This is a genomic window from Thermosynechococcus sp. GLH187 (assembly GCF_031583395.1).
GTDB lineage: Bacteria > Cyanobacteriota > Cyanobacteriia > Thermosynechococcales > Thermosynechococcaceae > Thermosynechococcus.
This window is the reverse complement of record NZ_CP134175.1, coordinates 1663995-1687091: the sequence shown is the minus strand read 5'-3', so window position 1 is coordinate 1687091 and position 23097 is coordinate 1663995. Positions and strand designations below refer to the sequence as shown.

29 protein-coding genes and 1 pseudogene are annotated in these 23097 nt (G+C 54.1%); 12 read left to right on the top strand and 18 right to left on the bottom strand.

Going from position 1 to position 23097, the window contains the following annotated elements:
- Both RHI63_RS08270 and RHI63_RS08265 read right to left on the bottom strand, forming a co-directional pair.
- Entirely contained in the window at window positions 1-732 is a 732-nt protein-coding gene (locus RHI63_RS08270; protein ID WP_310742886.1) for a photosystem II S4 domain protein, read from the bottom strand.
- Window positions 733-1131, bottom strand: coding sequence for a hypothetical protein (locus RHI63_RS08265; RefSeq protein ID WP_206201667.1), 399 nt, complete (start codon window positions 1129-1131; stop codon window positions 733-735).
- Between the two features lie 65 nt (window positions 1132-1196).
- Here RHI63_RS08265 and rpmI point away from each other — a divergent pair, with 65 nt between their 5' ends.
- Genes rpmI through lgt form a run of 3 tightly spaced genes read left to right on the top strand, consistent with a single transcriptional unit; the run spans window position 1197 to window position 2607 of the window.
- Window positions 1197-1394 (top strand): 50S ribosomal protein L35, encoded by a 198-nt coding sequence (gene rpmI, locus RHI63_RS08260; protein ID WP_149818467.1) that lies wholly within the window; start codon window positions 1197-1199, stop codon window positions 1392-1394.
- 41 nt (window positions 1395-1435) lie between these two features.
- The gene (gene rplT, locus RHI63_RS08255) at window positions 1436-1786 is read left to right on the top strand and encodes a 50S ribosomal protein L20 (RefSeq protein ID WP_149818464.1); all 351 of its coding nucleotides are present in this window, start codon (window positions 1436-1438) and stop codon (window positions 1784-1786) included.
- 14 nt (window positions 1787-1800) lie between these two features.
- A complete protein-coding gene (lgt, locus tag RHI63_RS08250) occupies window positions 1801-2607 on the top strand; it encodes a prolipoprotein diacylglyceryl transferase (RefSeq protein ID WP_310821470.1) in 807 nt (268 codons plus the stop codon).
- Here lgt and RHI63_RS08245 read toward each other — a convergent pair.
- The 3 genes and pseudogenes from RHI63_RS08245 to RHI63_RS13085 form a co-directional block, all read right to left on the bottom strand.
- Window positions 2604-3194, bottom strand: a complete 591-nt coding sequence (locus tag RHI63_RS08245; protein ID WP_206199753.1) for a chromophore lyase CpcT/CpeT — start codon at window positions 3192-3194, stop codon at window positions 2604-2606. The two genes, lgt and RHI63_RS08245, sit on opposite strands and share 4 nt — an antisense overlap.
- Window positions 3195-3255: 61 nt before the next feature.
- Window positions 3256-4776 carry a uroporphyrinogen-III C-methyltransferase gene (gene cobA, locus RHI63_RS08240; RefSeq protein WP_225901537.1) on the bottom strand — a complete coding sequence of 507 codons (1521 nt, stop codon included), beginning with the start codon at window positions 4774-4776 and terminating at the stop codon, window positions 3256-3258.
- A 3-nt stretch (window positions 4777-4779) separates the two neighbouring features.
- A pseudogene (locus RHI63_RS13085) lies at window positions 4780-5208 on the bottom strand (M23 family metallopeptidase); the annotation flags it as partial.
- 1516 nt (window positions 5209-6724) lie between these two features.
- On the opposite strand from RHI63_RS13085, the gene RHI63_RS08230 reads away from it, so the two are divergent.
- Window positions 6725-7195: a hypothetical protein gene (locus RHI63_RS08230; protein ID WP_206199751.1), complete on the top strand. Its 471-nt coding sequence runs from the start codon at window positions 6725-6727 to the stop codon at window positions 7193-7195.
- On the opposite strand, the gene ribD is transcribed toward RHI63_RS08230, so the two are convergent.
- Together ribD and RHI63_RS08220 are read right to left on the bottom strand one after the other, a co-directional pair.
- Window positions 7167-8306 carry a bifunctional diaminohydroxyphosphoribosylaminopyrimidine deaminase/5-amino-6-(5-phosphoribosylamino)uracil reductase RibD gene (gene ribD / locus RHI63_RS08225; protein WP_206199750.1) on the bottom strand — a complete coding sequence of 380 codons (1140 nt, stop codon included), beginning with the start codon at window positions 8304-8306 and terminating at the stop codon, window positions 7167-7169. The genes RHI63_RS08230 and ribD overlap by 29 nt on opposite strands.
- A 9-nt stretch (window positions 8307-8315) precedes the next feature.
- Entirely contained in the window at window positions 8316-8630 is a 315-nt protein-coding gene (locus RHI63_RS08220) for a DUF6679 family protein (RefSeq protein ID WP_024125163.1), read from the bottom strand.
- Between the two features lie 290 nt (window positions 8631-8920).
- On the opposite strand from RHI63_RS08220, the gene dnaK reads away from it, so the two are divergent.
- Genes dnaK through RHI63_RS08200 form a run of 4 tightly spaced genes read left to right on the top strand, consistent with a single transcriptional unit; the run spans window position 8921 to window position 13623 of the window.
- The gene (dnaK, locus tag RHI63_RS08215; protein WP_206199749.1) at window positions 8921-10945 is read left to right on the top strand and encodes a molecular chaperone DnaK; all 2025 of its coding nucleotides are present in this window, start codon (window positions 8921-8923) and stop codon (window positions 10943-10945) included.
- A 49-nt stretch (window positions 10946-10994) separates the two neighbouring features.
- Complete coding sequence (locus RHI63_RS08210) at window positions 10995-11975, top strand: DnaJ C-terminal domain-containing protein (RefSeq protein ID WP_206199748.1); 981 nt, start codon at window positions 10995-10997, stop codon at window positions 11973-11975.
- A gap of 3 nt (window positions 11976-11978) precedes the next feature.
- The gene (locus RHI63_RS08205) at window positions 11979-13064 is read left to right on the top strand and encodes an acyl-CoA dehydrogenase family protein (protein WP_310800110.1); all 1086 of its coding nucleotides are present in this window, start codon (window positions 11979-11981) and stop codon (window positions 13062-13064) included.
- Between the two features lie 46 nt (window positions 13065-13110).
- On the top strand, window positions 13111-13623 hold the full coding sequence (locus RHI63_RS08200; protein ID WP_255451731.1) for a DNA-3-methyladenine glycosylase: 513 nt from the start codon (window positions 13111-13113) through the stop codon (window positions 13621-13623).
- Here the strand turns inward: RHI63_RS08200 and RHI63_RS08195 are convergent.
- Window positions 13614-15305, bottom strand: a complete 1692-nt coding sequence (locus RHI63_RS08195; protein WP_206199746.1) for a SulP family inorganic anion transporter — start codon at window positions 15303-15305, stop codon at window positions 13614-13616. The genes RHI63_RS08200 and RHI63_RS08195 overlap by 10 nt on opposite strands.
- 285 nt (window positions 15306-15590) lie before the next feature.
- Here RHI63_RS08195 and RHI63_RS08190 point away from each other — a divergent pair, with 285 nt between their 5' ends.
- Complete coding sequence (locus RHI63_RS08190) at window positions 15591-15890, top strand: DUF6825 family protein (protein ID WP_206199745.1); 300 nt, start codon at window positions 15591-15593, stop codon at window positions 15888-15890.
- On the opposite strand, the gene RHI63_RS08185 is transcribed toward RHI63_RS08190, so the two are convergent.
- Genes RHI63_RS08185 through RHI63_RS08175 form a run of 3 tightly spaced genes read right to left on the bottom strand, consistent with a single transcriptional unit; the run spans window position 15887 to window position 17602 of the window.
- On the bottom strand, window positions 15887-16642 hold the full coding sequence (locus tag RHI63_RS08185; RefSeq protein ID WP_310744441.1) for a DUF429 domain-containing protein: 756 nt from the start codon (window positions 16640-16642) through the stop codon (window positions 15887-15889). The two genes, RHI63_RS08190 and RHI63_RS08185, sit on opposite strands and share 4 nt — an antisense overlap.
- Complete coding sequence (locus tag RHI63_RS08180) at window positions 16623-17387, bottom strand: EI24 domain-containing protein (RefSeq protein WP_206199743.1); 765 nt, start codon at window positions 17385-17387, stop codon at window positions 16623-16625. The genes RHI63_RS08185 and RHI63_RS08180 overlap by 20 nt, the downstream gene beginning before the upstream one ends.
- A gap of 38 nt (window positions 17388-17425) precedes the next feature.
- Window positions 17426-17602 (bottom strand): hypothetical protein, encoded by a 177-nt coding sequence (locus RHI63_RS08175; protein ID WP_190278217.1) that lies wholly within the window; start codon window positions 17600-17602, stop codon window positions 17426-17428.
- A 203-nt stretch (window positions 17603-17805) separates the two neighbouring features.
- Here RHI63_RS08175 and RHI63_RS08170 point away from each other — a divergent pair, with 203 nt between their 5' ends.
- Complete coding sequence (locus tag RHI63_RS08170; protein WP_206199742.1) at window positions 17806-18237, top strand: NfeD family protein; 432 nt, start codon at window positions 17806-17808, stop codon at window positions 18235-18237.
- Here RHI63_RS08170 and RHI63_RS08165 read toward each other — a convergent pair.
- The 3 genes from RHI63_RS08165 to RHI63_RS08155 are packed head-to-tail and all read right to left on the bottom strand — an operon-like array spanning window position 18224 to window position 19291.
- Window positions 18224-18652, bottom strand: a complete 429-nt coding sequence (locus RHI63_RS08165) for a ferredoxin (RefSeq protein ID WP_206199741.1) — start codon at window positions 18650-18652, stop codon at window positions 18224-18226. The genes RHI63_RS08170 and RHI63_RS08165 overlap by 14 nt on opposite strands.
- Before the next feature lie 22 nt (window positions 18653-18674).
- A complete protein-coding gene (locus tag RHI63_RS08160) occupies window positions 18675-19061 on the bottom strand; it encodes a DUF1257 domain-containing protein (protein ID WP_206199740.1) in 387 nt (128 codons plus the stop codon).
- Between the two features lie 20 nt (window positions 19062-19081).
- Entirely contained in the window at window positions 19082-19291 is a 210-nt protein-coding gene (locus RHI63_RS08155; protein ID WP_190278215.1) for a DUF2997 domain-containing protein, read from the bottom strand.
- 353 nt (window positions 19292-19644) lie between these two features.
- On the opposite strand from RHI63_RS08155, the gene RHI63_RS08150 reads away from it, so the two are divergent.
- Both RHI63_RS08150 and RHI63_RS08145 read left to right on the top strand, forming a co-directional pair.
- Window positions 19645-20103 (top strand): hypothetical protein, encoded by a 459-nt coding sequence (locus tag RHI63_RS08150; RefSeq protein ID WP_310453659.1) that lies wholly within the window; start codon window positions 19645-19647, stop codon window positions 20101-20103.
- Window positions 20104-20108: 5 nt separating this feature from the next.
- Window positions 20109-20804, top strand: a complete 696-nt coding sequence (locus RHI63_RS08145) for a Crp/Fnr family transcriptional regulator (RefSeq protein WP_206199738.1) — start codon at window positions 20109-20111, stop codon at window positions 20802-20804.
- On the opposite strand, the gene RHI63_RS08140 is transcribed toward RHI63_RS08145, so the two are convergent.
- The 4 genes from RHI63_RS08140 to RHI63_RS08125 are packed head-to-tail and all read right to left on the bottom strand — an operon-like array spanning window position 20793 to window position 23002.
- A complete protein-coding gene (locus RHI63_RS08140; RefSeq protein ID WP_206199737.1) occupies window positions 20793-21296 on the bottom strand; it encodes a hypothetical protein in 504 nt (167 codons plus the stop codon). The genes RHI63_RS08145 and RHI63_RS08140 overlap by 12 nt on opposite strands.
- 2 nt (window positions 21297-21298) lie before the next feature.
- Window positions 21299-21889, bottom strand: a complete 591-nt coding sequence (locus RHI63_RS08135) for an HAD-IIIA family hydrolase (RefSeq protein ID WP_206199736.1) — start codon at window positions 21887-21889, stop codon at window positions 21299-21301.
- A complete protein-coding gene (locus RHI63_RS08130; protein ID WP_206199735.1) occupies window positions 21882-22844 on the bottom strand; it encodes a glycosyltransferase family 9 protein in 963 nt (320 codons plus the stop codon). Before RHI63_RS08130 ends, RHI63_RS08135 begins: the two co-directional genes overlap by 8 nt.
- Entirely contained in the window at window positions 22844-23002 is a 159-nt protein-coding gene (locus RHI63_RS08125; RefSeq protein WP_206199734.1) for a hypothetical protein, read from the bottom strand. The genes RHI63_RS08130 and RHI63_RS08125 overlap by 1 nt, the downstream gene beginning before the upstream one ends.
- Between the last annotated feature and the right edge of the window lie 95 nt (window positions 23003-23097).

The window sequence follows — 23097 nt, the reverse complement described above, 5'->3', positions numbered from 1 at the left end:
TTAGCGAATGCGCTCCATCTGGATGCGGTAGCGTTCTTTCTTTGTCACTTGAATCTCTTGAATCTGCAATCGCCCTTTGCCGCGAATGGCAATGAGGTCATTCACCTTGAGCAGATAGCGCGGTTGTTGCACCACTTGCCAGTTGACCCGCACTAGCCCTTGGCTAATCCACTCGCTCATTTTACTGCGGGAGACGCCAAAGCCGGCTGAGGCCACTGCATCTAAGCGCAATGATGCTTCGACGGTACTGAGGGATTTCCGTTGGGGGGGCGCTACGGCCAGTTCTGACCAGTCACAGAGATCGACGGTCACCGCTACAGTCCGCACTTGTTTTAAGTGTTCTTGTAAAGTAGGGACTTTTTCAGGGATGAGAATGACCTGTGCCCCCCGTTCCCCAAGGAGAATCACATCCCCATAATCGCCGTCATCAAGACCGGCATTGGCGATCGCTCGCTCAAAATCACTGTAGGTGGCGGGATCAAAGAGAAAGTTGCCTGTGATTCGCACCAAAGCAAGGGGCGGCTGTTGCTCCTCAAGACTGAGTTCAGTGGGGGCGATCGCCAGCCGACAGCGTTCCGCTTGCGGGTACCCCCCCCAGGCGAGACCATGAACATCGGCTCGTTGCTCAAGGGTGCGGAGTGCCTGCACTACCTGATCTGGCGGCAAAAAGAGGGTATGCACCACCGACCAAGTTTTAATGGCTCTCTCAAGGGCGGTCCCTAGGTCAAACATTTAGGCCTCAAGAAATTCGGGTAATTCCAGCCACTGGGCTAAGTGGGCTTTCACCTGTTGGCAAAATTGGGAGCGATCGCCAAATTTCTCGGTGCGGATTGTTTTGCGCTGCGCATCCAATGTCCAGCCATAGTCACTGCTGAGGCGGATTTTTCCCTGCCAGTCAGCGATCGAAAGCATTAACTGCGGGGCGGGGCTATTGTCCACCCCCTTGACGCGAAAGACATAGTTAAAGGTGTTTTGCTTGCCGGCAGCAACCGTTGAGGCTTGACCAAACCGCTCCTGCAAGCGCGATCGCACCCGCTCCACAAATGCCGCATCGCCTAAATCTTCTAGGGTGCGCATGGCCAAGGTAAGGGCAAAATAAAACTCTTCGACAGGAATGAACTCCAGTTCCATGCAGCTTGCCAAGACTCTCTTCAAAATAGTACACTAGTAAGCTGTGTCTAAAATAGGGCAAGGCTATGCCAAAGCTAAAAACACGTCGTGCTGCTGCCAAACGATTTCGGACGACGGGCAGTGGTAAGTTTGTCCGCCGTAAGGCCAACAAAAATCACTTACTCGAACATAAGGGGAGCGATCGCAAGAATCGTCTTTCCCACAAAGCCCTCGTCGATCCACGGGATTTTGAGCGAGTATCGCTGATGCTGCCCTACGCTTAATTGATAAATTTTCAGTTTTTGATCAAGGGTGAAATTGAACTATGGCAAGGGTCAAACGGGGTAACGTTGCCCGCAAACGGCGTAAAAAAATTCTCAAGCTCGCCAAGGGCTATCGTGCGGGGCACTCCAAGCTCTTCCGCACCGCCAATCAGGTGGTCATGAAGGCACTGTGCAATGCCTATCGCGATCGCCGGCGGCGCAAACGGGACTTTCGGCGGCTCTGGATTGCGCGGATTAACGCTGCTGCGCGTCAACATGGCATGAGCTACAGTCAACTCATGGGCGCCCTCAAAAAAGCCGATATTCAACTCAATCGCAAGATGCTGGCTCAATTGGCCGTGTTGGATACGGACGCCTTTGCCACTGTCATTCAGACTGCTCGCGCTGTTTAGAACCTATTCTAGGCATGATCGCCACTTTCCAATCCCCCGGTGCCACCCTTGAGCTAGGGTTCATCACCCTACGGTGGTACGGGCTACTCATTGCCGCCGCCGTCTTTATTGGTATTTGGCTGAGTCAACGCTTGGCACGCCAGCGGCAGATTGATCCTGATCTGATTGCGGATCTGTCGATTTGGCTTGTGGTTGCCGCTATTCCCGCTGCACGGCTCTATTACGTCGCCTTTAACTGGGGCTTTTACCAAAAGCACTTAGATCAAGTGGTGCAAATTTGGAAAGGCGGCATTGCCATTCACGGTGCCATCCTCGGCGGTATGCTAGCGATGGCGATCTTTACCTATGTGCAGCGGCTTTCCTTTTGGCAAGTGGCGGATGTCATTGCCCCTTCACTAATTTTGGGACAGGCCATTGGACGGTGGGGCAATTTCTTTAACTCTGAGGCCTTTGGTGCCCCTACGGATTTGCCGTGGAAACTCTATATCCCTGCGCCGCAGCGTCCCCCGGCGCTAATCAACGAAGCCTATTACCACCCCACGTTTCTCTATGAGTCCCTTTGGAACCTAGGAGTCTTTGTTCTCCTGCTGTGGCTCTTTCGTCAACCTCGCTATCAAAAACCGGGAACGCTCCTAATGGTTTATGCCATTGCCTACAGCTTGGGTCGCTTCTGGATTGAAGGACTGCGCATGGACAGCCTGATGTTGGGGTCGCTGCGAATTGCCCAAGTGGTTAGCTTGGTTGCGATCGCCCTAGGGGCTTGGGGACTCTTTCGCCTTTATTACCAAGGCAAACCGTTACCCGATTGGCAAACCGCCTAGGCAATAATTTCATCAGCAAAGCTCTGCCAGCGCACAAAGTGAAAGGGACCTGCCACGGAGCCCCAAACGTGCTCATCGGTTTCGGGATCCCGTCCGCGATCGTGGCTAATGAAGCGATCGCCATCAATTTCAAACGTGCTATCAAGATAGGTTTCCCGTCCTTTACGCACGACTTTACAGGCTTTGCCCGGCTCCACTTCACCGCGAAAGCTGTGCCCTGTCCAGTAGGTGAGCATATTGCAGCCACAGAGGAGTTCCAAATCATCGGCTGTCATCGCCTGAAGCCGCTGGCGATCGCGAGCTGCGCCAAAGAAGCGTTTTTCATCCTTGAGTACGTAATTTTTAATCACAATGTGATCATTGGCGGGCACCAGTTCTAAAACCCGTGTGCGGTAGGGCACCCCTAGCAAATAGTCGTAGGCCTGTTCCACATAAAGGGCAATGCCCTCCAAAAGACCACTGGGCAGGGGGCGCATACACACCCGAATATGGGCATAGAAGGGGGGATTCTCAAAGGCTTGGGCTTGGTTACTAAAATCCGCCGCCATCCAACGGCCAAGGGTCAGCACATCGGTTGCGTGTGTCATGCTCCACAATTGCCTTACAACAGTCCTTTTTTCACACTAGCGGATTGGTGCACCCAAAGCACTAAGTGATCCGTAATAACGCCTGAAGGAGTCCCTCAAGGGTATGCTCTGTGGCTTCAGTATCCACCCGTCCCAAGAGTTCGCGACAAGTTTGCGAGGTTTGCGGGCCAATACTGGCAATCTGCACAGTCTGAAGTAACTCTGCCGCCTGCGCACCCACCAATTGGCAAAAGTGTTTCACCGTCTTAGAACTGGTAAACGTGATCATATCCACTTGACCCCCTTGCAGCGCCCCTAAGACTTGGGCATCAACAGTTTGGGGACAGCGGGAATCGTAGGCGGGCACCTCAACAACCTCAGCCCCGGCCGCTGTAAAGGTCTCTACTAGCACGGGTCGCCCACCCTTTTCAACCCGTGGGAAGAGAAAACGCAACCCCGCTACAGGTTCTGGGAATTCTGCCACTAGGGCATCGGCGACAAATTCACTGGGGGTGAAGTCAGCCACTAAGCCGTAACTGCTGAGGGTTTGGGCGGTTTTTTCGCCAACAACAGCAATCTTGAGACCCGCGAGGGTACGACTATCCTTGCCATGATGCTGCAACCGTTCCATAAAAAAGCTAACGGCATTGTGGGACGTGAGAATGAGCCAGTCAAAGGTATTGAGTTGCGCCAAAGCCTGATCGAGGGGCTGCCAAGAACTGGGGGGAACGATTTCCAGTGTCGGCATTTCTAAAACGGTGGCACCGGCGGCTGTCAGTTGCTGCGTAAAGTCACTCGCTTGCGCTGCTGCCCGGGTGACGAGAATGGTTTTGCCGTGGAGCGGAGACATGGCTGATGGGGAAATCTTCAAAAATTCAGGGAAGACCAGATCTACACTAGCCAAAGGGTAGCGTTTTTGGGCGATCGCGCCAATGACAACGACCGCAGGAGCCATGTCTGGAAAGTCAGGCGTCTTCAGGTAACTCTCTAGGGTGCCAAACCAGAATTGTTGCTGGGGTTGCCCCGCCCAGTGCAGGATGGCCAATCCCTCAGCGGGCGATCGCCCCTGCCTCAACAATTGCTCGGCAATATATCGCAGGGAACGGGTGGCCATCAAAAAAATCAGCGTCTCCATTTGGGCGATCGCTGCCCAAGGAAGGGTTTCTGGCGCATGTCCCGACAGAATCGCTACGGACTGGCTCACATCCTTTGCCGTCAGACACAATCCCGCCAGCAGTGGTGCCGCCAGCGCTGACGATAGACCCGGAATCACCACCGCCTCTAGACCTGCCCCTAGGACAGCATCCAGTTCCTGATGCAAACGGCCAAACAGCCCCGGATCGCCACTTTTGAGGCGGACAACCCGCTGGTACTGCTGGCCATAGGCCACTAAAAGGCGGTTGATTTCTGATTGGGGAACTGCCTCAGCCCCTGCCCGTTTGCCCACCGCGACTCGCAAACAATCGGGGGGTGTGAGTTCGAGGAGGCGAGGGGAGAGCAGGGCATCGTAAAGTACCACCTGCGCCTGCTGCAGGCAAATCCATGCTTCGAGCGTGAGAGAGCGAGGGGTACCTAACCCCGCACCCACAAAATAAACCGCCAATGACTAGCCTTGGGTACGTTGCAGGAAGATCATTGGGTTGACCGCACCCCGCCCTGGGGGATGTATCTCAAAGTGAACGTGGGGCCCTGTGCTGCGACCGGTGCTGCCCATTTCGGCTATCTGCTGACCCTGCTCAACGTATTGGCCCATGCGCACCAAGTTGCGATGGTTATGGGCATAGAGCGTCAGGGTGCCATCGGCGTGGCGAATTTCCACCAGGTTGCCGAAACCACCAGAATTCCATTGGGAGTAGGTAACGACACCGGCGGCAGCAGCATAGATGGGCGTGCCAATGGGAGCAGCAATATCAATCCCGCGGTGCATCCGTCCCCAGCGCGGACCAAAGCCAGAGGTCAACACACCACGCGCCGGCCAAATAAAGTTGGTGGTTAGGCTAGGTAGAAAGCGATCAGAGTTGGGCAGAGGGGGTAGGTCGAGATTACTGGGTAAAGGGGGAGCCACAATTGAGCGTGCCACTTTGACGGGCACAGGGGGGGCAATGGGCTGTACAGCGGCAGGTGTCGGTGCTGTTACTGTTGTTGTTTGCGGGCGATTTGCAACAGTGGGCTGGGGTAGCGCTGGGCGAGCAGGCGGTTGTTGGACTGAAACTAGGGCAGGGGTGGTACGCCGCCGCCGCTCAGCAGCCCGCCCAAAGGGAACAGGCTCTAGGGTTGCAGTTGAGGTCGATGCGGCTGGAGAGTGCACAACTGCCACCCGCTGCGAGAGTTGAGTCGTTTCCCCCGCGGCGGACTGTGGTTCAACTGCCGTCGTAGTTTGCTCCAAAGAGCCACCCATCGCAAAGGGGGTATCAATGGCCAAAGTGGCCATGGCAGTGGTGGTGGCTTGTGTCACTAGATCCGCCAAGCTATCGGTGCGAACCCGCCGATCCACCACTTTGAAGGTCGGCTCAGAAGGACGGCTGAGACGGTCAAAGGAAGCAAAGGCAGAGAGGGTCAGCGCCGGTCTTCTGAGGGTGAGGGGGGCAAAACTGACTTGGGGCTGGATGGTGCGTTGCCATGCCGTTTGGGTGACGCCCAAGAGTAGGTCGGTTTTGTCGGCGGATAAAAGATTTTCAAATTCAGCAAGCGGGTCTTGGGTTTCAGTGCTGAAGAGGGAGGGGAGGTTGAGAGATTCGGGGCGAATGTCCTTTGAACCCAGATCGCGATCGCCTGCAAGAGTGGTCAAATCAAGGGCTTGCGTAGGCTGAATCAGAACAAAGGTACCCAGCAGGGGCAGACAGGAACAAAGGGAGCGCAGCGAACGACCAAGCATAGCAGCAGGCGCAAGAGGTGCATCCTGAGAGGCGGTAGGGGTACGACTATCGTTGCTCAAGGTAATCCTCCTCGCACACAAAATTGACAGTGATTCGACAAAGCGGTGAACCGAGAACACACATCATGAGCAATCGTCCAAGGTAGCCAGAGGCCACTCGCCGCATCTATGCCTAAAACTGTCCCAATCTGTTGTTTATGCAAAGGGTGTTTTGGCACCACGACGAAACTTCTAGGTGACTTTACCCAATCCACAACCAAATGACAAGCCACCCCCTTGCCTCGTCCTGCCCTCTCTGGGGGGGTGAATTACTTGCTGCAAAATAAAAATACGAATTTTCTACCTACTGGTCAATAATCAAAAAAACCTGAATTCATCACGACTTGGGCTTAATTACTACCCATGAAAGAAAAATCATTATTTCCAATAAATAAATAAGTAGAGTAAAGTTAGCTAATCAGTGTGTATAGTTTTTTTTAATAATGTAAGTCAGTTGACATCCTTCTCAGCGTTGGTCGTTCAATCAAAATTGTCCTATAACACTTGTGCCAAATTGCGCTAAAAGTGGCACATATTCATCTTCGCTCTTAGGAACAATTAGAGCAAGCTTGCTTGGTAAAATAAACCAGTTTGTAACGATTTTTGGCGATCGCCTTTTTGATGGAGCGTTGTCCCCATGACTTACCACAAGCTGTGGTTTCAACAAACAGCAAGCCGCCTCAAAGTCTTGCGTCCTTTTCCTCCCTTTAGTGTTGTCCAAAACTTTATTCGCGAATATCTTCCCAACCTCATTGACTATATGGATGGCCAAGGATTGGATCTGCGGGATCCACAGCACTGGTGGGAGAGTATCCACATTGACGGCATTTTGGAATTAGAAAATAGCGAGGGGGAAACCCTGCGGGTGGCGGCTGGGATTATTGAGCAGTGGCGCAATGCCAACGCTGCTCTGCGCCTGATTACAACCCCGGCAATGGCCAAGCTGCGGCGCGAGTCCCTCAATGTCAGCCAGCATTGGCTTTTTTATGTCTCTAGTCGCAAGCCCTACCCGGAGTCACTGTGGATTGATTTGCTCTATGAGCAGGCGGATACGCCCCCCACAGAAACGGGCTGTACCATTATTGAATTGACGGAACCCGAGGCCTAGGCGGTAGGTAGCCCACCACGAGAATGTCCTCGCCCACGGTTTGCCAAGTCACGTCCTCGAGGCACAAGGCCTCATTCATCTTGGTTAAGCCGAGATCGGCCACTGGGGCGGGGGCATCGGAGCCACCAATAATTTTTGGCGCAATAAATGCCCACACTTTCTGTACCATGCCTTCGGCGATCGCTGCCGCTGCAAGGGAACCGCCGCACTCCCAAAGCACCGTCATAATGCCCCGTTGATGCAGCTCTGCCATAACGGTGGTCGGTGTTAGCGGCTCTCGGTGCACCACCTCCACGCCCCGTGCCTGCAATTGGGGAATGAGGGGATGTTGGGGTGAAGCAGCGGTAACCACCAATGTTGGAGCCGTGGTCGTTTCCCACAAAGAGGCATTCGGCGGTAGATCAAGGGTACGACTCATCACCACCCGTAGGGGATTGCGCTCATGGCGCGAGGTCAAAAGGGGATTATCCAGACGCACGGTATTGCCCCCCACAATCACGGCATCGCATTCAGAGCGCAGTTGATGCACCATGGCGCGTGCGGCTTCACCACTCACCCAGAGACTGTGGCCGGCACTGGAGGCAATTTTGCCATCGAGGGTCATGGCGTATTTGAAAATGCCAAAGGGACGCTGATAGCGCACCCGATGCACAAACGCTTCGTTCAGGCGTTGACACTCTGCTTCCCGCACGCCGACGGTGACTTCTATGCCTGCTGAGCGCAGCCGTTCTACCCCCGCCCCCGCTACTTGGGGATTCGGATCAATCATGCCCACCACCACCCTGGGAATACCCGCCGCTATAATCGCCTCGGTACAGGGGGGCGTGCGGCCATAGTGGTTGCAGGGTTCAAGATTGACGTAGAGGGTGGCCTTGCTGAGGAGGGGGCGATCGCTCTCGCTGACGCTGCGCAGGGCAAACACCTCGGCATGGGGTTCCCCTGCCTTGGGATGAAACCCCTCCCCAATCACCCGTCCCTCCGCCACAATCACACAGCCCACGAGGGGATTTGGAGCCGTACAGCCTTTGGCACGAGCGGCTAACTCAAGGCAGCGCCCCATGTACTGGGCATCAATCGTGGCTATCTCCTCCACAACGGGGGCTGAGCGCATGGGTAAGAATCAACGCTCGTGTTCGGTTTCCGAGGAATGCTTCGGCAGTTGCTCCGCCTCTGGACACTCATCCGCAATGGGTAACTCCGCATAACCCCGCGGAACTGCTGCGAGCCGCCGTGAAATCGAGCCAATGCTTTCGATATTGACGATCTCTTCCCAAGCACACACTTCGTCGTCTTCCTCCGTTTCGTAGCGGATGGTAACAACATTCCCTTCGATGTCCACAATGCGTGCCCGGTCAATCAGGCGTTGTTGATCCCGCAAGTAAATCCAGACTTCTTGGCCGTCGGTATAGAGTTGATAAAGCTTGCGGTGTAACATAGAACGGTCTCCTTCTCGGAATTGGGCGTAGCAACAGTTGATAAGCTGTGCTGCAACCTCTTGCCTGTCATCTTACCGCTAGACTTCAAAAGATGAGCAGCGGTGAATGGGAGGTGTGGGGACTGAGGTTGTTCATATCGTTGTAGCGATCGCGCAGCACAGGGGAAAGAGTGATTCTCTGACGGTCTGGGGCAGATCTCGTACAATCGAATAAGCGTAACAAAGGGTAAATAATCCGTTACTATAACGCTATTCATTTATTCTAACCAGTGCGGAGTCGTTCAAACGGCATGGGCAAAATTGTTGGCATTGATTTGGGGACAACCAATTCCGTCATTGCTGTGTTGGAAGGGGGAAAACCCGTTGTGATTGCCAATGCAGAAGGCTCCCGCACCACCCCCTCTGTGGTGGCCTTTGGCAAAGATGGCGAGCGCCTTGTGGGTCAGTTGGCGCGGCGACAGGCGGTGCTCAATCCCCAAAACACCTTCTATGCCGTGAAGCGGTTTATTGGCCGCGAATACAGTGAACTGACGGCTGAATCCAAGCGGGTACCCTATACGATTCGCCGCGATGAATCGGGTAAAGTGCGCATCAAGTGCCCACGCTTGCAACGGGAATTTGCCCCCGAAGAAATTTCAGCCATGGTCTTGCGCAAGCTGGTGGAGGATGCCAGCCGCTATCTAGGGGAACCCGTCACCGATGCGGTGATTACTGTCCCCGCCTACTTTAATGATTCGCAGCGGCAAGCCACCCGTGATGCTGGGCGGATTGCGGGTCTGAATGTGCGGCGGATTATTAATGAACCGACGGCAGCAGCCCTTGCCTATGGCCTCGATCGCCAGAAGGAGCAGACGATTCTCGTTTTTGACCTTGGCGGTGGCACCTTTGATGTCTCCATTCTCGATGTTGGCGATGGCGTGTTTGAGGTGAAGGCCACCAGCGGCGATACCCAACTGGGGGGCAATGACTTTGATAAGTTGATTGTGGACTGGCTAGCCGAAGACTTCCTCGCCAAAGAGGGCATTGATTTACGGCGCGATCGCCAGTCGCTACAACGGCTCACCGATGCTGCCGAAAAAGCCAAAATTGAACTTTCAGGCTTACTGGAAACCAATATCGATCTGCCCTTTGTCACCGCCACAGCGGATGGGCCAAAACACATTGAAACCACCCTCAGTCGTCGCCAATTTGAAGACCTGAGCCAAGACCTGCTGCAACGGCTGCGCTATCCGGTCGAACAGGCACTGATGGATGCCCATTTAACCCCCGCTCAAATTGATGCCGTGGTGCTAGTGGGTGGCGCGACGCGGATGCCCATGGTGCAGGATCTGGTGCGGCAGATGATTGGCCGTGAACCCAACCAAAATGTCAACCCCGATGAGGTGGTGGCTGTTGGTGCCGCCATTCAAGCAGGCATTCTCGCCGGGGATATGAAGGATATCCTGCTGCTGGATGTAACCCCCCTTTCCTTGGGTGTGGAAACCATTGGCGGCGTCACGAAGGTGCTGATTCCCCGCAATACAACGATTCCGGTGCGCCGCTCCGATATTTTCTCAACCTCAGAAAATAACCAAAGCCAAGTGGAAATCCACGTCGTTCAAGGGGAGCGAGAACTGGCAGAACACAATAAGTCCTTGGGACGCTTTAAGTTAACGGGAATTCCGCCAGCGCCTCGGGGGGTGCCCCAAATTCAAGTATCCTTTGACTTGGATGCCAATGGCCTGCTCCAAGTGGTGGCCTTGGATCGCTTTAGCGGTCGTGAGCAAAGTGTGGTGATTCAGGGGGCATCAACCCTCAGTGAAGAGGAAATTCAGCAGATGCTCTTGGATGCCGAGACCAACGCTGCCAGCGATCGCCAGCGGCGGGCACGCATTGAGAAGCGCAACCGTGCTCAAGATTTGATTCACCGCGCTGAACGTCAATTGCGGGAAGCGGCTCAGGAATTTGGCTATCAATTTGCCGCTGATCAGCGCCGGAGTATTGAGGCCCTAGTGCGGCAATTGCAGGAGGCCATTCGCAATGAGGACGATCGCCAGATTGACCTCACCTATGCGGCTCTTGAAGAGCGGCTCTACGACTTTGTCCGCCAACTGCGCCTCAGCGAAGAAGCATTGGAAGACGATGAGGATGTCTTTAAGCTGCCCAACCTCAAGGAAGCAGTCAATAAAGGCCTTGATGCGGTGCGGGGTCGAGAGCGGCGGCGTGACGATTATGAGGATGAGTGGGATGAGCCACCCCGGACGCGGCGTTCTCGGGGGTATTCCCAGCGCAGTGATTCAGCCGCATGGGAGGATTGGGATGACGACGACTGGTAGAACTTGTTTGCATTGTTTGCCGCAACTGTGAGTGTAGATAGGACTGTCGATGCGTAATTTTCGAGATTACTACCAGCTTTTGGGCGTGGATCGAGGTGCGAGCACTGAGGAAATTAAACGTGCCTATCGGCGGCTGGCGCGGCGGTATCATCCCGATATGAATCCGGGCGATCGCGCTGCTGAAGAGAAGTTCAAAGACATTAGTGAAGCCTACCAAGTCCTAAGTGATCCGGCTCGCCGTGAGCAATACGATCGCTACGGTGAATATTGGTCACAGCCCGGCTTTCGCACTCGCCCTTCCCAACGTACCACTATGGCTCGGCGCAATGGCACCAGTGTCAGGGAAGAACCCGACCTCAGTGAAGATAATTTTCAAGAGTTTTTGGATCAACTGTTGGGTCGGCGATCGCCCCGCACCTCTACGGTTGCTGCGGATCCCCCCCGTCGCTCGCCTACGATAGACACAGACTACTTTCGCCCCGGCACCGTCAAAACCGCCTATACCGCTGTGAGTCGTCGCGACGCTGAAGCCACCCTAGAAATCCCCCTCGAGAAGGCCTACGAAGGGGGACGGGAGCGGATTCGCCTTGGGGATGGGCGCTCCTTAGAAGTGACGCTGCCACCGGGGATGGTTACGGGTCAGCGGATTCGGCTGCGGGGTCAAGGTACAGGTGGAGGTGATCTCTATCTGAAAATTCAAGTGACGCCCCATCCCCTCTTTCGCCTTGAGGACTACGACATCGTCTGTGAACTCCCCGTGACCCCCAGTGAGGCTGCCCTCGGCGGCCAAATTGAAGCCCCGACCCTCGATGGTTGGGTGAAAATGATGGTGCCAGCAGGGGTACGCACAGGCCAACGTTTGCGACTGGCGGGTAAGGGCTATCCTCGCCCCGATGGCGATCGCGGTGACCAACTGGTGGAAATTGTCATTACACTGCCGCCCCAACTGAGTGATGCTGAACGCGATCTCTACCGGCAACTTCAGGCCATTGAGTCCTACAACCCCCGTGCCCATCTGGCGTACTCCTAAACTATGGATGCCTTGGTCTTTGCTGACCCCGCAGCGCAGCCTCTCCTAGAGGACATTCAGACCTACCTCAGTACCGTTGTTGCGCCAATTGCCAACCGCATTGATCAGCAAAAGTCCCTTTTATCGGAAAGTCTGCAAGCCCTAGGGAATTTGGGCATTTTTCGTTTGGCGGTACCCAAGGCAAGGGGGGGATTGGGGTGCGATCGCCGTACCCTGTGGCATTTGAACTTGCAACTAGCGCAAACCTCCGGTGCCCTTGCCTTTTTGGTGGCACAACATCAATCCGCCTTGGGGATCATTCTTGAACATCCTGAAGGGAACGTTGCCCAAACCTACCTAGCGGACTTAATGAAGGGGCAGATGTTGATTGGTGTCAGCTTTTCCCACCTACGCCACAACCCAGTGGATCTACAAGCTCAACCGACCAGCGAGGGCTACCTCTTGCGGGGAACACTGCCTTGGCTCAGTGGCTTTCAGCACATGACGATGTTTGTCGCCGCAGCTCCCCTACCGGATCAGCGTCTTCTCTTTGCCCTCATGCCCTTTATCAATGCCCAACAGGCCACTGGCGGAATTTTGCACCTCTCATTGCCCTTGCCCTTGGCCGCTGTGCCCTCAACTCAAACGGTGCAAGCAGAAGTGGTGGATTGGTTAGTCCCGCCGGAAGATGTAGTGGGTATCAGTGAGGTGGATTGGATGGCCGTCCGCGATCGCCAGCAATTGCTGCGGGGCAGTGCCGCCCCCATGGGTTGTGGCCGTGCCAGTTTGCAGATTCTCGCTGAGAGTGCCGACGCCAAAGACCTCTATCACCACTTTCGCGATCGCTGGCACCGCCTTTACGACCAGATTCAAGAAGAGCTAGAGAACCTGAATCCCCCCCACCATGCAAAACTGCGCGCCGCCGCCATTCACCTTGCCGTCCAAGCGGCTCAGGCTGCCCTGATGACAACGGGTGGCAGTGCCTTGATGCTCAGTCACACAGTGCAGCGTCTCTATCGCGAAGCCATGCTCTACACCGTCTCTGGCTTGAATGCCCCCGTGCGCCATGCCTTGATGGAGGATTTGTTGCTTGAAAAGGGTTCCCACTGAGCAAGATCAGTGTCTGCCCCTTGAGTGGTTGGCTCGCCCTGCCCCAGTGGTTGCCCAAGAATTACTGGGGTGTCTTCTCGTGCGACAGCAGGCCAATGGTCAACTCTACCGCGGCCGTATTGTTGAAACTGAAGCCTATATGGCCGGCGACCCCGCGTGTCATGGCTACCGTCGCCAAACGGCTCGCAACGCCCCGATGTTTGCGGCACCAGGGACAATCTATGTCTATCAAATCTATGGCATTCACCACTGCCTGAATATCGCCAGCGATCGCCCCAATTTTGCCAGTGCTGTTCTCATTCGTGCCCTTGAGATGCTTAGTCCGCCCTTGCCCCCCCGCAGTGCTGCTGGTCCGGGGAAACTGTGCCAAGTCTTGGGGATCGATCGCCAGCTTTCGGGCTTGATGCTAGGGAAAGAGAGCGGCCTCTGGTTAGAAAAGCCACCCCAACCCCTAACAGCCCCTGTGGTACAAACCACTCGCATTGGTATTTCCCAAGGTCAGGAGATTCCGTGGCGGTGGTATGTGCAGGGCAACCCGGCGGTCTCCCGTTATTCGTAGCTGCCCGTTGTCACCTCCAGCAATTCCTCCGGTTGGTGGAGAAACTGAATGGCCTTTTCGAGGGCTTGTCGGCGATTGCTCACCACATGGTCTGCCGGCAACCGATCCAAAATACGGAAGCGCTGCAGCCGCTGTTGCACCTTATCCGCCGAACCATTCACGAGAAAAATTGCTAAACGATGCTTTTGTGCCTCTTGGATGAGTGACTCAATGGCCAACGTTGCCGTTACCCCCAACAGGGGCACACTGCTGACATCCAGAATCAGCACCTTATAGTCCGACATGATCGCCTGCCGCTGGGAAATTGCCCAAGCGGAGCCAAAACTCATTGGACCCCCAAGGTGGAGGAGCAACAGTTGACCCTTGGCTTCGCGGAAGAGTTCTTTTTCCTCGGGGGTGAGGGGCGTTTGATCATCGGCGTGGGTAATCGCCTTCACATCCTCCGATTGCAGATCCGCCAAGCGCTTGATCGTCAGCATATTGGCAATAAAGACACCCACACCCACCGCCACAATCAAATCCACAAAGACCGTCAGCAGCATCACACCATACATAATGAAGGCCGCCCGCAGGGACAAGAGGTGGGCACGCTTGAGAAAATTCCAGTCAATGATGTCAATCCCCACCTTGATCAGAATCCCCGCCAACACGGCATTGGGAATCGGTTCCGTCAAAGGCGCAGCCCACAGCACCACCATCAGTAGAATGACAGCGTGGATCATGCCCGATAAGCAGGTGCGTCCCCCCGCTTGAATATTCACCACTGTGCCCATCGTGGCACCGGCACCGGGCAGACCACCAAATAAGCCGGACAGTAGGTTACCAATACCTTGGCCAATCAGTTCCTTATCGGAATCGTGCTGGGTGCGGGTAATGCTATCGGCAATCACCGAGGTCAGGAGCGAATCAATACAGCCGAGCATCCCCAGCATTGCCCCGTCCACAATCATCGTTTTCAGCGCAGGCAGTGTAAACGTCGGCGGCACAAACGCTGGCAGCCCCGTGGGAATCGTGCCAATGCGGGTCAAACCGGCATCCGCAAAAAACACCATTGACAAAATCGTGCCTAAAACCAAGGCGAGAAGCTGTGGCGGCACAATTCGCCGAATTTTCTGGGGCGTGAAATAAATGAGTCCGAGGGTGAACAAGCCCAAGGTAAGGGCAGCCGAGTTCAAGGTTTGAATCCACTCTGGCAAGTTTTGCACTGCCCCCAAGACCCCCCCTTTACTGCTGTGCCCCAACAGTGGACCAATTTGCAGCAGGATCATGATCAGGCCAATTCCCGACATAAAGCCAGAAATCACGGTGTAGGGCATGAGGGTGATGTATTTACCCAACCGCAACAGACCAAAGAGGATTTGAAAACCGCCCGCCAGCATTACCACCGTAAAAGCCATGTATAACCCCTGTTCGGGATATTCACTGGTCAGGCGGGTGATCACTGCCGTCATCACGACGGTCATCGGCCCTGTCGGATTGGAAATGAGTGTTGGCGTGCCCCCAAAGAGAGCCGCAAAAAAGCCAAGAAAGACGACGCAGTACAGTCCCGCCGTTGCACCAGCCCCAGAGGTGACCCCAAAGGCCAAGGCCATCGGCAAGGCGACAATGGCGGCAGTCAGCCCACCAAAGAGATCGCCGCGCCAATAGCGAAAGTGAACTCGATTAACTAAATTTGTTAGCATTTCTGCCCCTTTTGGCGAATCTAGAGAGGGTGTCATAGCGAAATCGCTGTTAAGAGCACTCCCTATGGGAGTATCCTCATAACTTGTAGCTATGGTAAGAAAATATTTAATTGATATAATTCTATGCTTTAGGGGAGACAATCGGTCTAGGGAAAACATCAAAGAATTTCTTATCTGTCCTATAGGCAAAAAGGGGAGAATCGGCAGAGAGCGAGGCTTGCTCACTGTAAAACTTTGTTACACTCAGGGATTGAGAGCAGCAACTTACGAGGTCATGACACTCCTATGAGTCAATCGCCGCTGGATGCCTTTTTCCTTGGTCGAGCAACCGCAACGCTCCTGCGTGATCAGGCGCAGCATCTATTTGTGGAATTCCTAAGTCAACTGGGGCGATTTGATGCCGAGCAGCAGCAGCGGCTCCATCAATTCATGGAAGAGGTGCAAGCTCGTGCCCGTCAAGAAGCAGAAATGGTGGTGCCTCGGCGTAGCCAACAAGTGGATTGGCAAGCTTTGATTGATGATTTGCGGGCGGAAATTGCTGCTCTACGCACGGAACTGCAACGCTACCGCAATCGCGAAAGCTAGGCACGCGGAACAACAATATAGCCAGTTTTTAAGTAGGCATCGGTTGATGCTGGCTCTGGGGAAAAAGACTCACCACCCAAAACCCAGTGGCGATCGCGCCCCCAATACCACCAATAGGCTGCCGTGTAGGCACAGAGAACGGCATCGAGTTGATCTTCAAGAGCCTTGAGGTCTCGCCCGTTGCTGGGGATTTCGATAGTGAGTTCTAGTGCTAAGGGTGGCTCACAGTGGGGAAGCTGGGTGGCCATTAAATCCCTAAGCTTGGCTAACCCTTTGGCTCGTTCTGCAAGGCGGCCTTTTTTGTATTTAATGATTTGGTCAAGCTGAAAGAGGGCGATCGCCGTGGCATGGGGGAAGACTTCAATTTGAAATCGCCCGTGTGCTTGGGGGGCGATTGTAGGCGCATGGCGAAACCCCCGTTGGCTAAGGGCTTGACTAAAACCCGTGGTGTGCTGCGCAAAGGGGGATTGCTGATTGGCCGGATAGCAGCCGGCGTGATAGCGCCCAAGCAGTTGGTGAGCTTGGCGATCGCAGGTACGCATTCCCCGCGAATTGGGAATAATGAGGGGGGCATCCACCGCCACCATGGCTGCTTGCGCAGAGGGTGCATCGCGATCAATCCATGCCAAAAGTTCATCCGTATCACGGGAGCGATCGCAAGCGACCAGCGCCAAATCTTGTCCCTGCCACTGCAAACAGCAGTACCCCGACGCTCCCCCCCGCCACGCCAGATCAACGCCGAGAAACCGCATTCACTGCCATCAACTGTTGTTGCGGTGGATGATCTTGAATCAGCAAAGCAGCAGCCACAACTCCCACTGGCGGTACCAGCACTAACCCCACGAAGGGAATGAAGAGTGCCAAAAACTGCGCTAGACCAAGACCATAGATTTGTGGCGTATAGGCACGGGTCAAGAGCTTGCGCTCTCTCAAAGAGGTGCTGTGTTTTTCAAGGAGGTAATCAAAGCTGCTTCGCCCTAGAAAGAAACTGTTAACGATCGCCATCACGATAGGTTGCAGCGGCCCTGTTAGAAATGAAAGCAGCAGGAAGATCACCTGCAACACTGCATCCCGCAGCGCAAACCAACCACCGATAATAGCGTTCAATAGATCGCGCCGCCACCCCACCTCAATCGTTTGTCCCGTGGTAATTTTTTCAACACGGTTGAGCAGCGGACCAAGGAAAGGAATCACCACAAGGGGAATCAGCGTTTGATAGCCAATTAGGGCCAAAAAGACAGCAATGAGGGTTGCCAAAATATCAATGAACCCTTGGTATAGCCACTGCCATTCCCCACCCACAAACCAATAATCACCAATGACTTGAACAGCCCAGAAAGCAGCAATGATAAGCGTTACCCCCAGAACGAGGCTCAAGCAGGCAGGTAACAGTAGATAGCCCCAAAGACGATAACGGGCGATAAAAAAAAGACCACGACCAAAGGCAAAGAAACCCGCCTGAAACCGCCGTCCTGCTGCCCAAAGCTGCTTGATCACTCAATCATTCTTCTAGAAGCCCCTAGGAAAATCCTAGCCTATCCACGGCGGGGCGGTGTTCCTTCATCATCCGGCGGCGGCGCATCGGCAACAAAATCAGGGGTATTGACCTGTTCAGCACGGGAAACTGGCGTTGCTGTCGGTCGCCATAGCCAACTGGTCAACAGTCCAAGGGTGAGAAGTCCCACCAAGAGGGGAATGAATAGATCCGTCATCGTTGTTCGCCTCATTGAAGTCATTATTGTACAGAATCGGATGAATCTCTCTTGAGTGCTGGCTCTCTTGACGCAGTGGGACTCTTGTAAGTTCCAGTGCAACCTTTCGCAAGAATTGAATACACTCAAAACGGTTAAACCTGCTCGCTGTAGCCGCAGAGTTTGAGCTATCGTTGAAGTGGCTGCCTTCGGTGATAAGAGCAATGCCCCTGTCTCCCTTTTGGATTTGGTTAATTGTTGCCATCATTCTTTTTGTGATGGAGCTTGTTTTGCCGACGGCTTTTATGGAAGCCACTCTCGGTCTCAGCGCCCTGATTGTTGCCTTTCTCTCGTTTCTGATTCCCAGCTTTTCAATACAGATTCTCCTCTGGATGCTGCTCTCTGTTGTGGTGGCCTTTCTCCTGCGGCGGTATCAACCAAAGCGAGTTCCCCCCGTCCTCAAGGAAGCCGCCGAGGCGGAAACACTTACGAAAATCCCCGCTGGCGAGACGGGGCGAGTGCTGTACGAAGGGATTTCTTGGCAAGCTCGCTGTGGTGATCCCCGCTTGGCCATTCCCGAACATCAGCGGGTGATTATCATTGGCCGTCAGGGAACGACGCTGATTGTGATGCCCGAGGATGCTATTCAGTCCTAGGCGGCGATCGCCGTTTCTTGCGGTGCGTGGTGGCTGGATCAATGGGGAAACCGGCAAGGGGAACCACCTGCTCAAGGCGTTCTTTCTCAAGCCGTTTTAATTCCGTGTAATCTACCCAGTGGATACAGTCAACGGGACAGGTATCAATGGCTTCTTGAATCAGTTCAAGGGGGTCACCATCTTGGCGTACCACCCGCGATCGCCCGTAGTTCGGCTCGATGTAAAACGTATTTCGCGCCACATGGGCACAGTGTTTGCAGCCAATACAGGTAATTTCATCGACATAGACACCGCGCTGACGGTGAGTGCCCCCGAGTTCAGGTTCGTAGCCGCTGCGAGGTTCACTTTGGCGAAGTTGGCCGCCAAGTTCTGGCTCTAAACCAAGGGGTTGCCCCTCTGCCCCGTGCCTCTCCATTGTTTTGAATGATCTTCAACGGCTAGGAACGCCAGCGTTGCAATACGAGCTTGACACTCCCATCGGCCTGCTGTTCTGTGGCCTGCACTTGGAAGCCCTGTTCAGTAGCGGATTGCAACACCGCATGGTAGGCATAGCGCTGAGTGACTTTATTCAAGAAGCGATCCACTGACCATGCCTGCTGCCAAAACTCCAAATCTGCCACTAGCTCATACTCGGTGCCATTCCAGCGAAAGCCAATGTCATAGCCGTTGTCTTGGGGAACAACGACTTGAGCCGTTTGGGTTTGACCGCGAAAGCCGCGCACTTCTTGGCAGCCAGATTGCCATGGTAAGCCCAAGTCCGTTAGGGCAGACTGGAGGGCGGGTAAACTGCGAATTTGGGTTTTGATTTGGCTGAAGTGCGACATGGATCACCAATCCTCAACGATTACCACTGGGAGGGGACAGATTGAACAACCAATTGATTTTCTTCCTCTTGGGGAGCGTAGTATTCTGCGGTGGGCTGTTGGCTAATGACACACCCCAGCTGCGCTTCAATGGCAGCAGTCACCTCAGCACAGGATGCCCCAGAAATTCCCGTCACCGTTTCAACGACACGGCCATCGGGATAAATCACGAATTCAAGGGTTTCTAGCATTGGCACAACCTACTCACTCGCAGTTATGACAAACCGCTCACGAGGATAAAATTCAAGTCCTAACCTATGGAACTCATTGTGACGAAGGCTAACCAAAGGAGTCAAGGGCTTTAATAAACTTTACACTCCGCAGCAGTTTCCTCCGGCTGCCTGAAGACCTGAAGAATCAGTCATCTATAGAGCCAAGTCTGCGTCGAGAATTGATAAGAGATATGTGAATTGCTTTTCTTGGACGGGACGGCGGCCTCAGGGCGATCGCGACCTCACTCAATCCCTCTGCAAAAGGCGGTATGATATTCAGAAATTCGTTTCGCCTTAAACTCTCAGAAAACCATAAAAAAACTTAAAAAAATATGGGGCAGTCTTTTTCACCATTAACAGTTTTGGCCTTGGCATTCCTACGGGGGGTATCTTCCTCTCTGTGGCCAGCGATCGCCCGCGGCGAGTCCCAAGAATCCATCAATGTCAATCCCCAAGACCAAGTACACAGTGCTGAACAATTTCTCGATGCCCTCTTTGGCAATCACGTTGATTTAGCGTTGAGCTATTTACATCCGCAACTGCAACGGGAGTTTTCACCGAAAAAATTGAAGCAACGCCAAGCCAATTTTCTGAGGCGGGTAGGCGTGTACAAAGAGCGTCTTGGGAGTCAGATCAACGACAATATTGTCAGTATCAAGGTAGCCTTTTCTAACGTTACAGATACATTGATTGTGATGATGGATAGCAATGGTAAGATCACAGGTATTGATTTCCCTGCAGCGCCTGATGACCTGTCTGCTCAGCCTCTGCTTTCGCCCTCTCGGCCTTGACCTTTATGCAAGAACGGCGTAGTTCTCCTGCACCTGAATTATCTTTACAAAATACGCCCTTTTTTCGCGACTTACCCCAGGCAGTGGTGGAGAAAGCCCTAGCCCATGTAGTGACACGTCAGCATCCCGCCAACCGCGTGATCTTGCTGGAGAATGACTGGGGCACATCAGTTTACTTCATCCTCAGTGGCTGGGTCAAAATTCGCACCTACAACATTGATGGCAAAGAAGTCACCCTGAATATCCTCGGTCCCGGCGAACTCTTTGGCGAAATGGCTCCCCTAGAGGAAGTGCCCCGCTCAACGGATGTGATTACCCTAACACCGACAGTTGTGGCCAATATGCCCGCAACGGATTTTGTCAATCTTGTCAATACGGAACCTCAAGCGGGCATACGCCTCGCCAAGTTGATGGCACGACGGCTCCGGCAACTGAATCGGCGGCTGCGGCTGCGGGAATCGGATAGTATGTCACGGGTGGCGGATATTTTGCTGTTTTTGGCGGATGGTCAAGGGCGACAGGGAGCGGATGGCCTAGAAATTCCGAATCTGCCCCACCGCGAACTGAGTAGCTTAAGTGGCATGGCACGGGAGACGGTAACACGGGTGCTTGGGAAGCTGGAGCGCAGGGGGATTATTCGCCGCAACCCAGAGAGCCTGTGCATTACGAATCTACGTGCCCTAGAAAGTTTACTCCTTTAGGACTAAGAACAATAATGATTGCCCTGAAGAGGATGGCAGCAAGTAATGCCCAATGCTCCAGCCAATGAACACCCCTAAAATTGCCATTTGAATCAGCACTAGCATAATTTGCCAGTTGTGGTAGCCAGCAGCTTTCATTTCAATGCGCACAAGAATTTCGGTGCCAATGAGAATGGCGATCACACTAAAGACGTGAAAGGCAATAATGGCAAGGGTGACAGCGGTACTCAGCACCAGTACGGTCAAGAGACTGGGGGTGCCCACGCGCATAATTAAGCTACTAAAGATATTTCTAGGGTTGCTCTGGCGCGATCGCAACAGGCTAGAGGTGCCCCCCACAACAAACACTATCAGAATTGCTGCCAAAAAAGAGGCATAGGCTGACCACAGCCAAGGATAGGCGGACAAATACCAGCCCACGAGGACGTAGCCCAGAACCACCAGCAACAGTAGAGCAAGGGGAAACTTGGTATAGTCTGGCGATGCGCTCATCGCTAACGGGGTGCAAGGTGCGTACAAATCCACTCTACGGCAGCGGCTAAATCTGCTGCAATGTAATCGGGTCGACTGGCGTGCTGGTAACTCCCCTCAAGAACGCGATCGCCAAAGCCGGTTTGTACTAAAATCCCATAGCAGCCGGCATTCCGCGCCAGATCAATATCGGTCGCTTTGTCCCCCACCATGACACTGCGGCTGAGATCTAAATCATGATCCCAAGCGGCCGCTACGAGCATTCCTGTATTGGGTTTGCGCCATGTTGTCCAGCCCGCATAGTCGGCAACCACTCCCCCTTCAGGACGGCTGAGATCAGGACAGAAATAAACCGCATCCAACACCGCACCGGCACTGGCGGCTAGCAACTCCTGAAGTCTGTGGTGCAGGGCATGAACATGATCGATGCTGTAATAATCTCGCGCAGGACCTGATTGATTGGAGGCTAAGCAGCAAAACCACCCCGCATCATTGAGCCGTCGCACTGCCTGAGCCACACCGGGGATGAGCTGTAAGTCCTCAAGGCGGTGAATATAGCCCACCTCTTGGTTCAGCACGCCATCGCGATCGAGAAAGACAGCCGGTCTAGCCATGGCGAGCCGCCTCAATCACGGCTGACACGGGAATATCGGCCATGTTGCCAGTAGGGGATTTGACGGCTCGAAAGCGCGGATCGTTGGGCAGGAGTTTGGCAGGATCCGTAGGGCCAAAAAGCGCCACAAGGGGAGTCCCCACCGCCACGCCAATGTGCATCGGGCCACTGTCGGTACAGAGAATCTGTTGTGCCTGTTGCATTAGAGCTGCCAGTTTGCGCAAGTCTGGAGGACGGCTAATCTTAATTTCCGGTAGCGCCTGCGTTAGCGCACTCACCCATGCGTGATCTTCAGGCCCACAGACCACGATAAAGGGCAGGTGCGGCTCCTGCTGTTGCAGCGTCTGGATGATCTCAACCCAAGCAGCGGGGGGGTAAATTTTGTTAATTCCCTTGGTAAGTGCCATCTGACTTGAGCCACCGTGCAAGAGGCGATACCGCCCAGTAATTCCTAGGCGTTGCTGCTCTGCCGTTGCCCACTGTTGATCCGCCTCAGCAATCACGGCCTTGGGCAGGGGACAGGGGGTAGTGATACCAAAGGCTTGCAGTAAGTCGTGGTAGGTGGCGGCGCTGTATTGATCAAGGTTGACAGGTACCGCATCGGTGAGAAACCCCAAGGGATTGAGCTTCGCAAAGCCCACGCGCTTGGGAATCCCCGTCAGCCACAGCAAAAAGCGCACCGCCTTACTGCGCCCTAAGGAGAGAATGGCATCGTACTCCCCATCCCGCAGCATACCAATCAGATTTACCCAGTCAGCCAAGGCATTGCGGTCTTTGAAGTCAAAGGGAATCACTTGGTGGATTGTAGAACTCAGTTGGTAGGCAGCAACCGCACGGGGCTCAGCAACCACATCAATTTGACTATTCGGAAAGTGGGTTTTGAGGTCATCGAGGGTAGGAAAAAACAAAATTTGATCCCCAATACCCCCTGGCACCAGCGCAACAATATTTTTCATCAGCGACCTCCAACAGCAAAAAGCCTTGAATCCAAAGCCCCACAAAAGCCACCGCCTTTCCAGAAGGAGACCACTTGGCAGGGCTTGATCCAAGACTGAGCCGTTGCTGGCTGATTCAGCATAAATGGTGGATTCTGGTTGACCACAGACACATCCATAGGGCTAGGTTTCCTTGGGCAGTATTGAGGAGGCTTAGCTGCAATTTTAAAGGCTAGCGTCTTTTCCCAAATGTGGACATCAAAGCCCCCTAGTT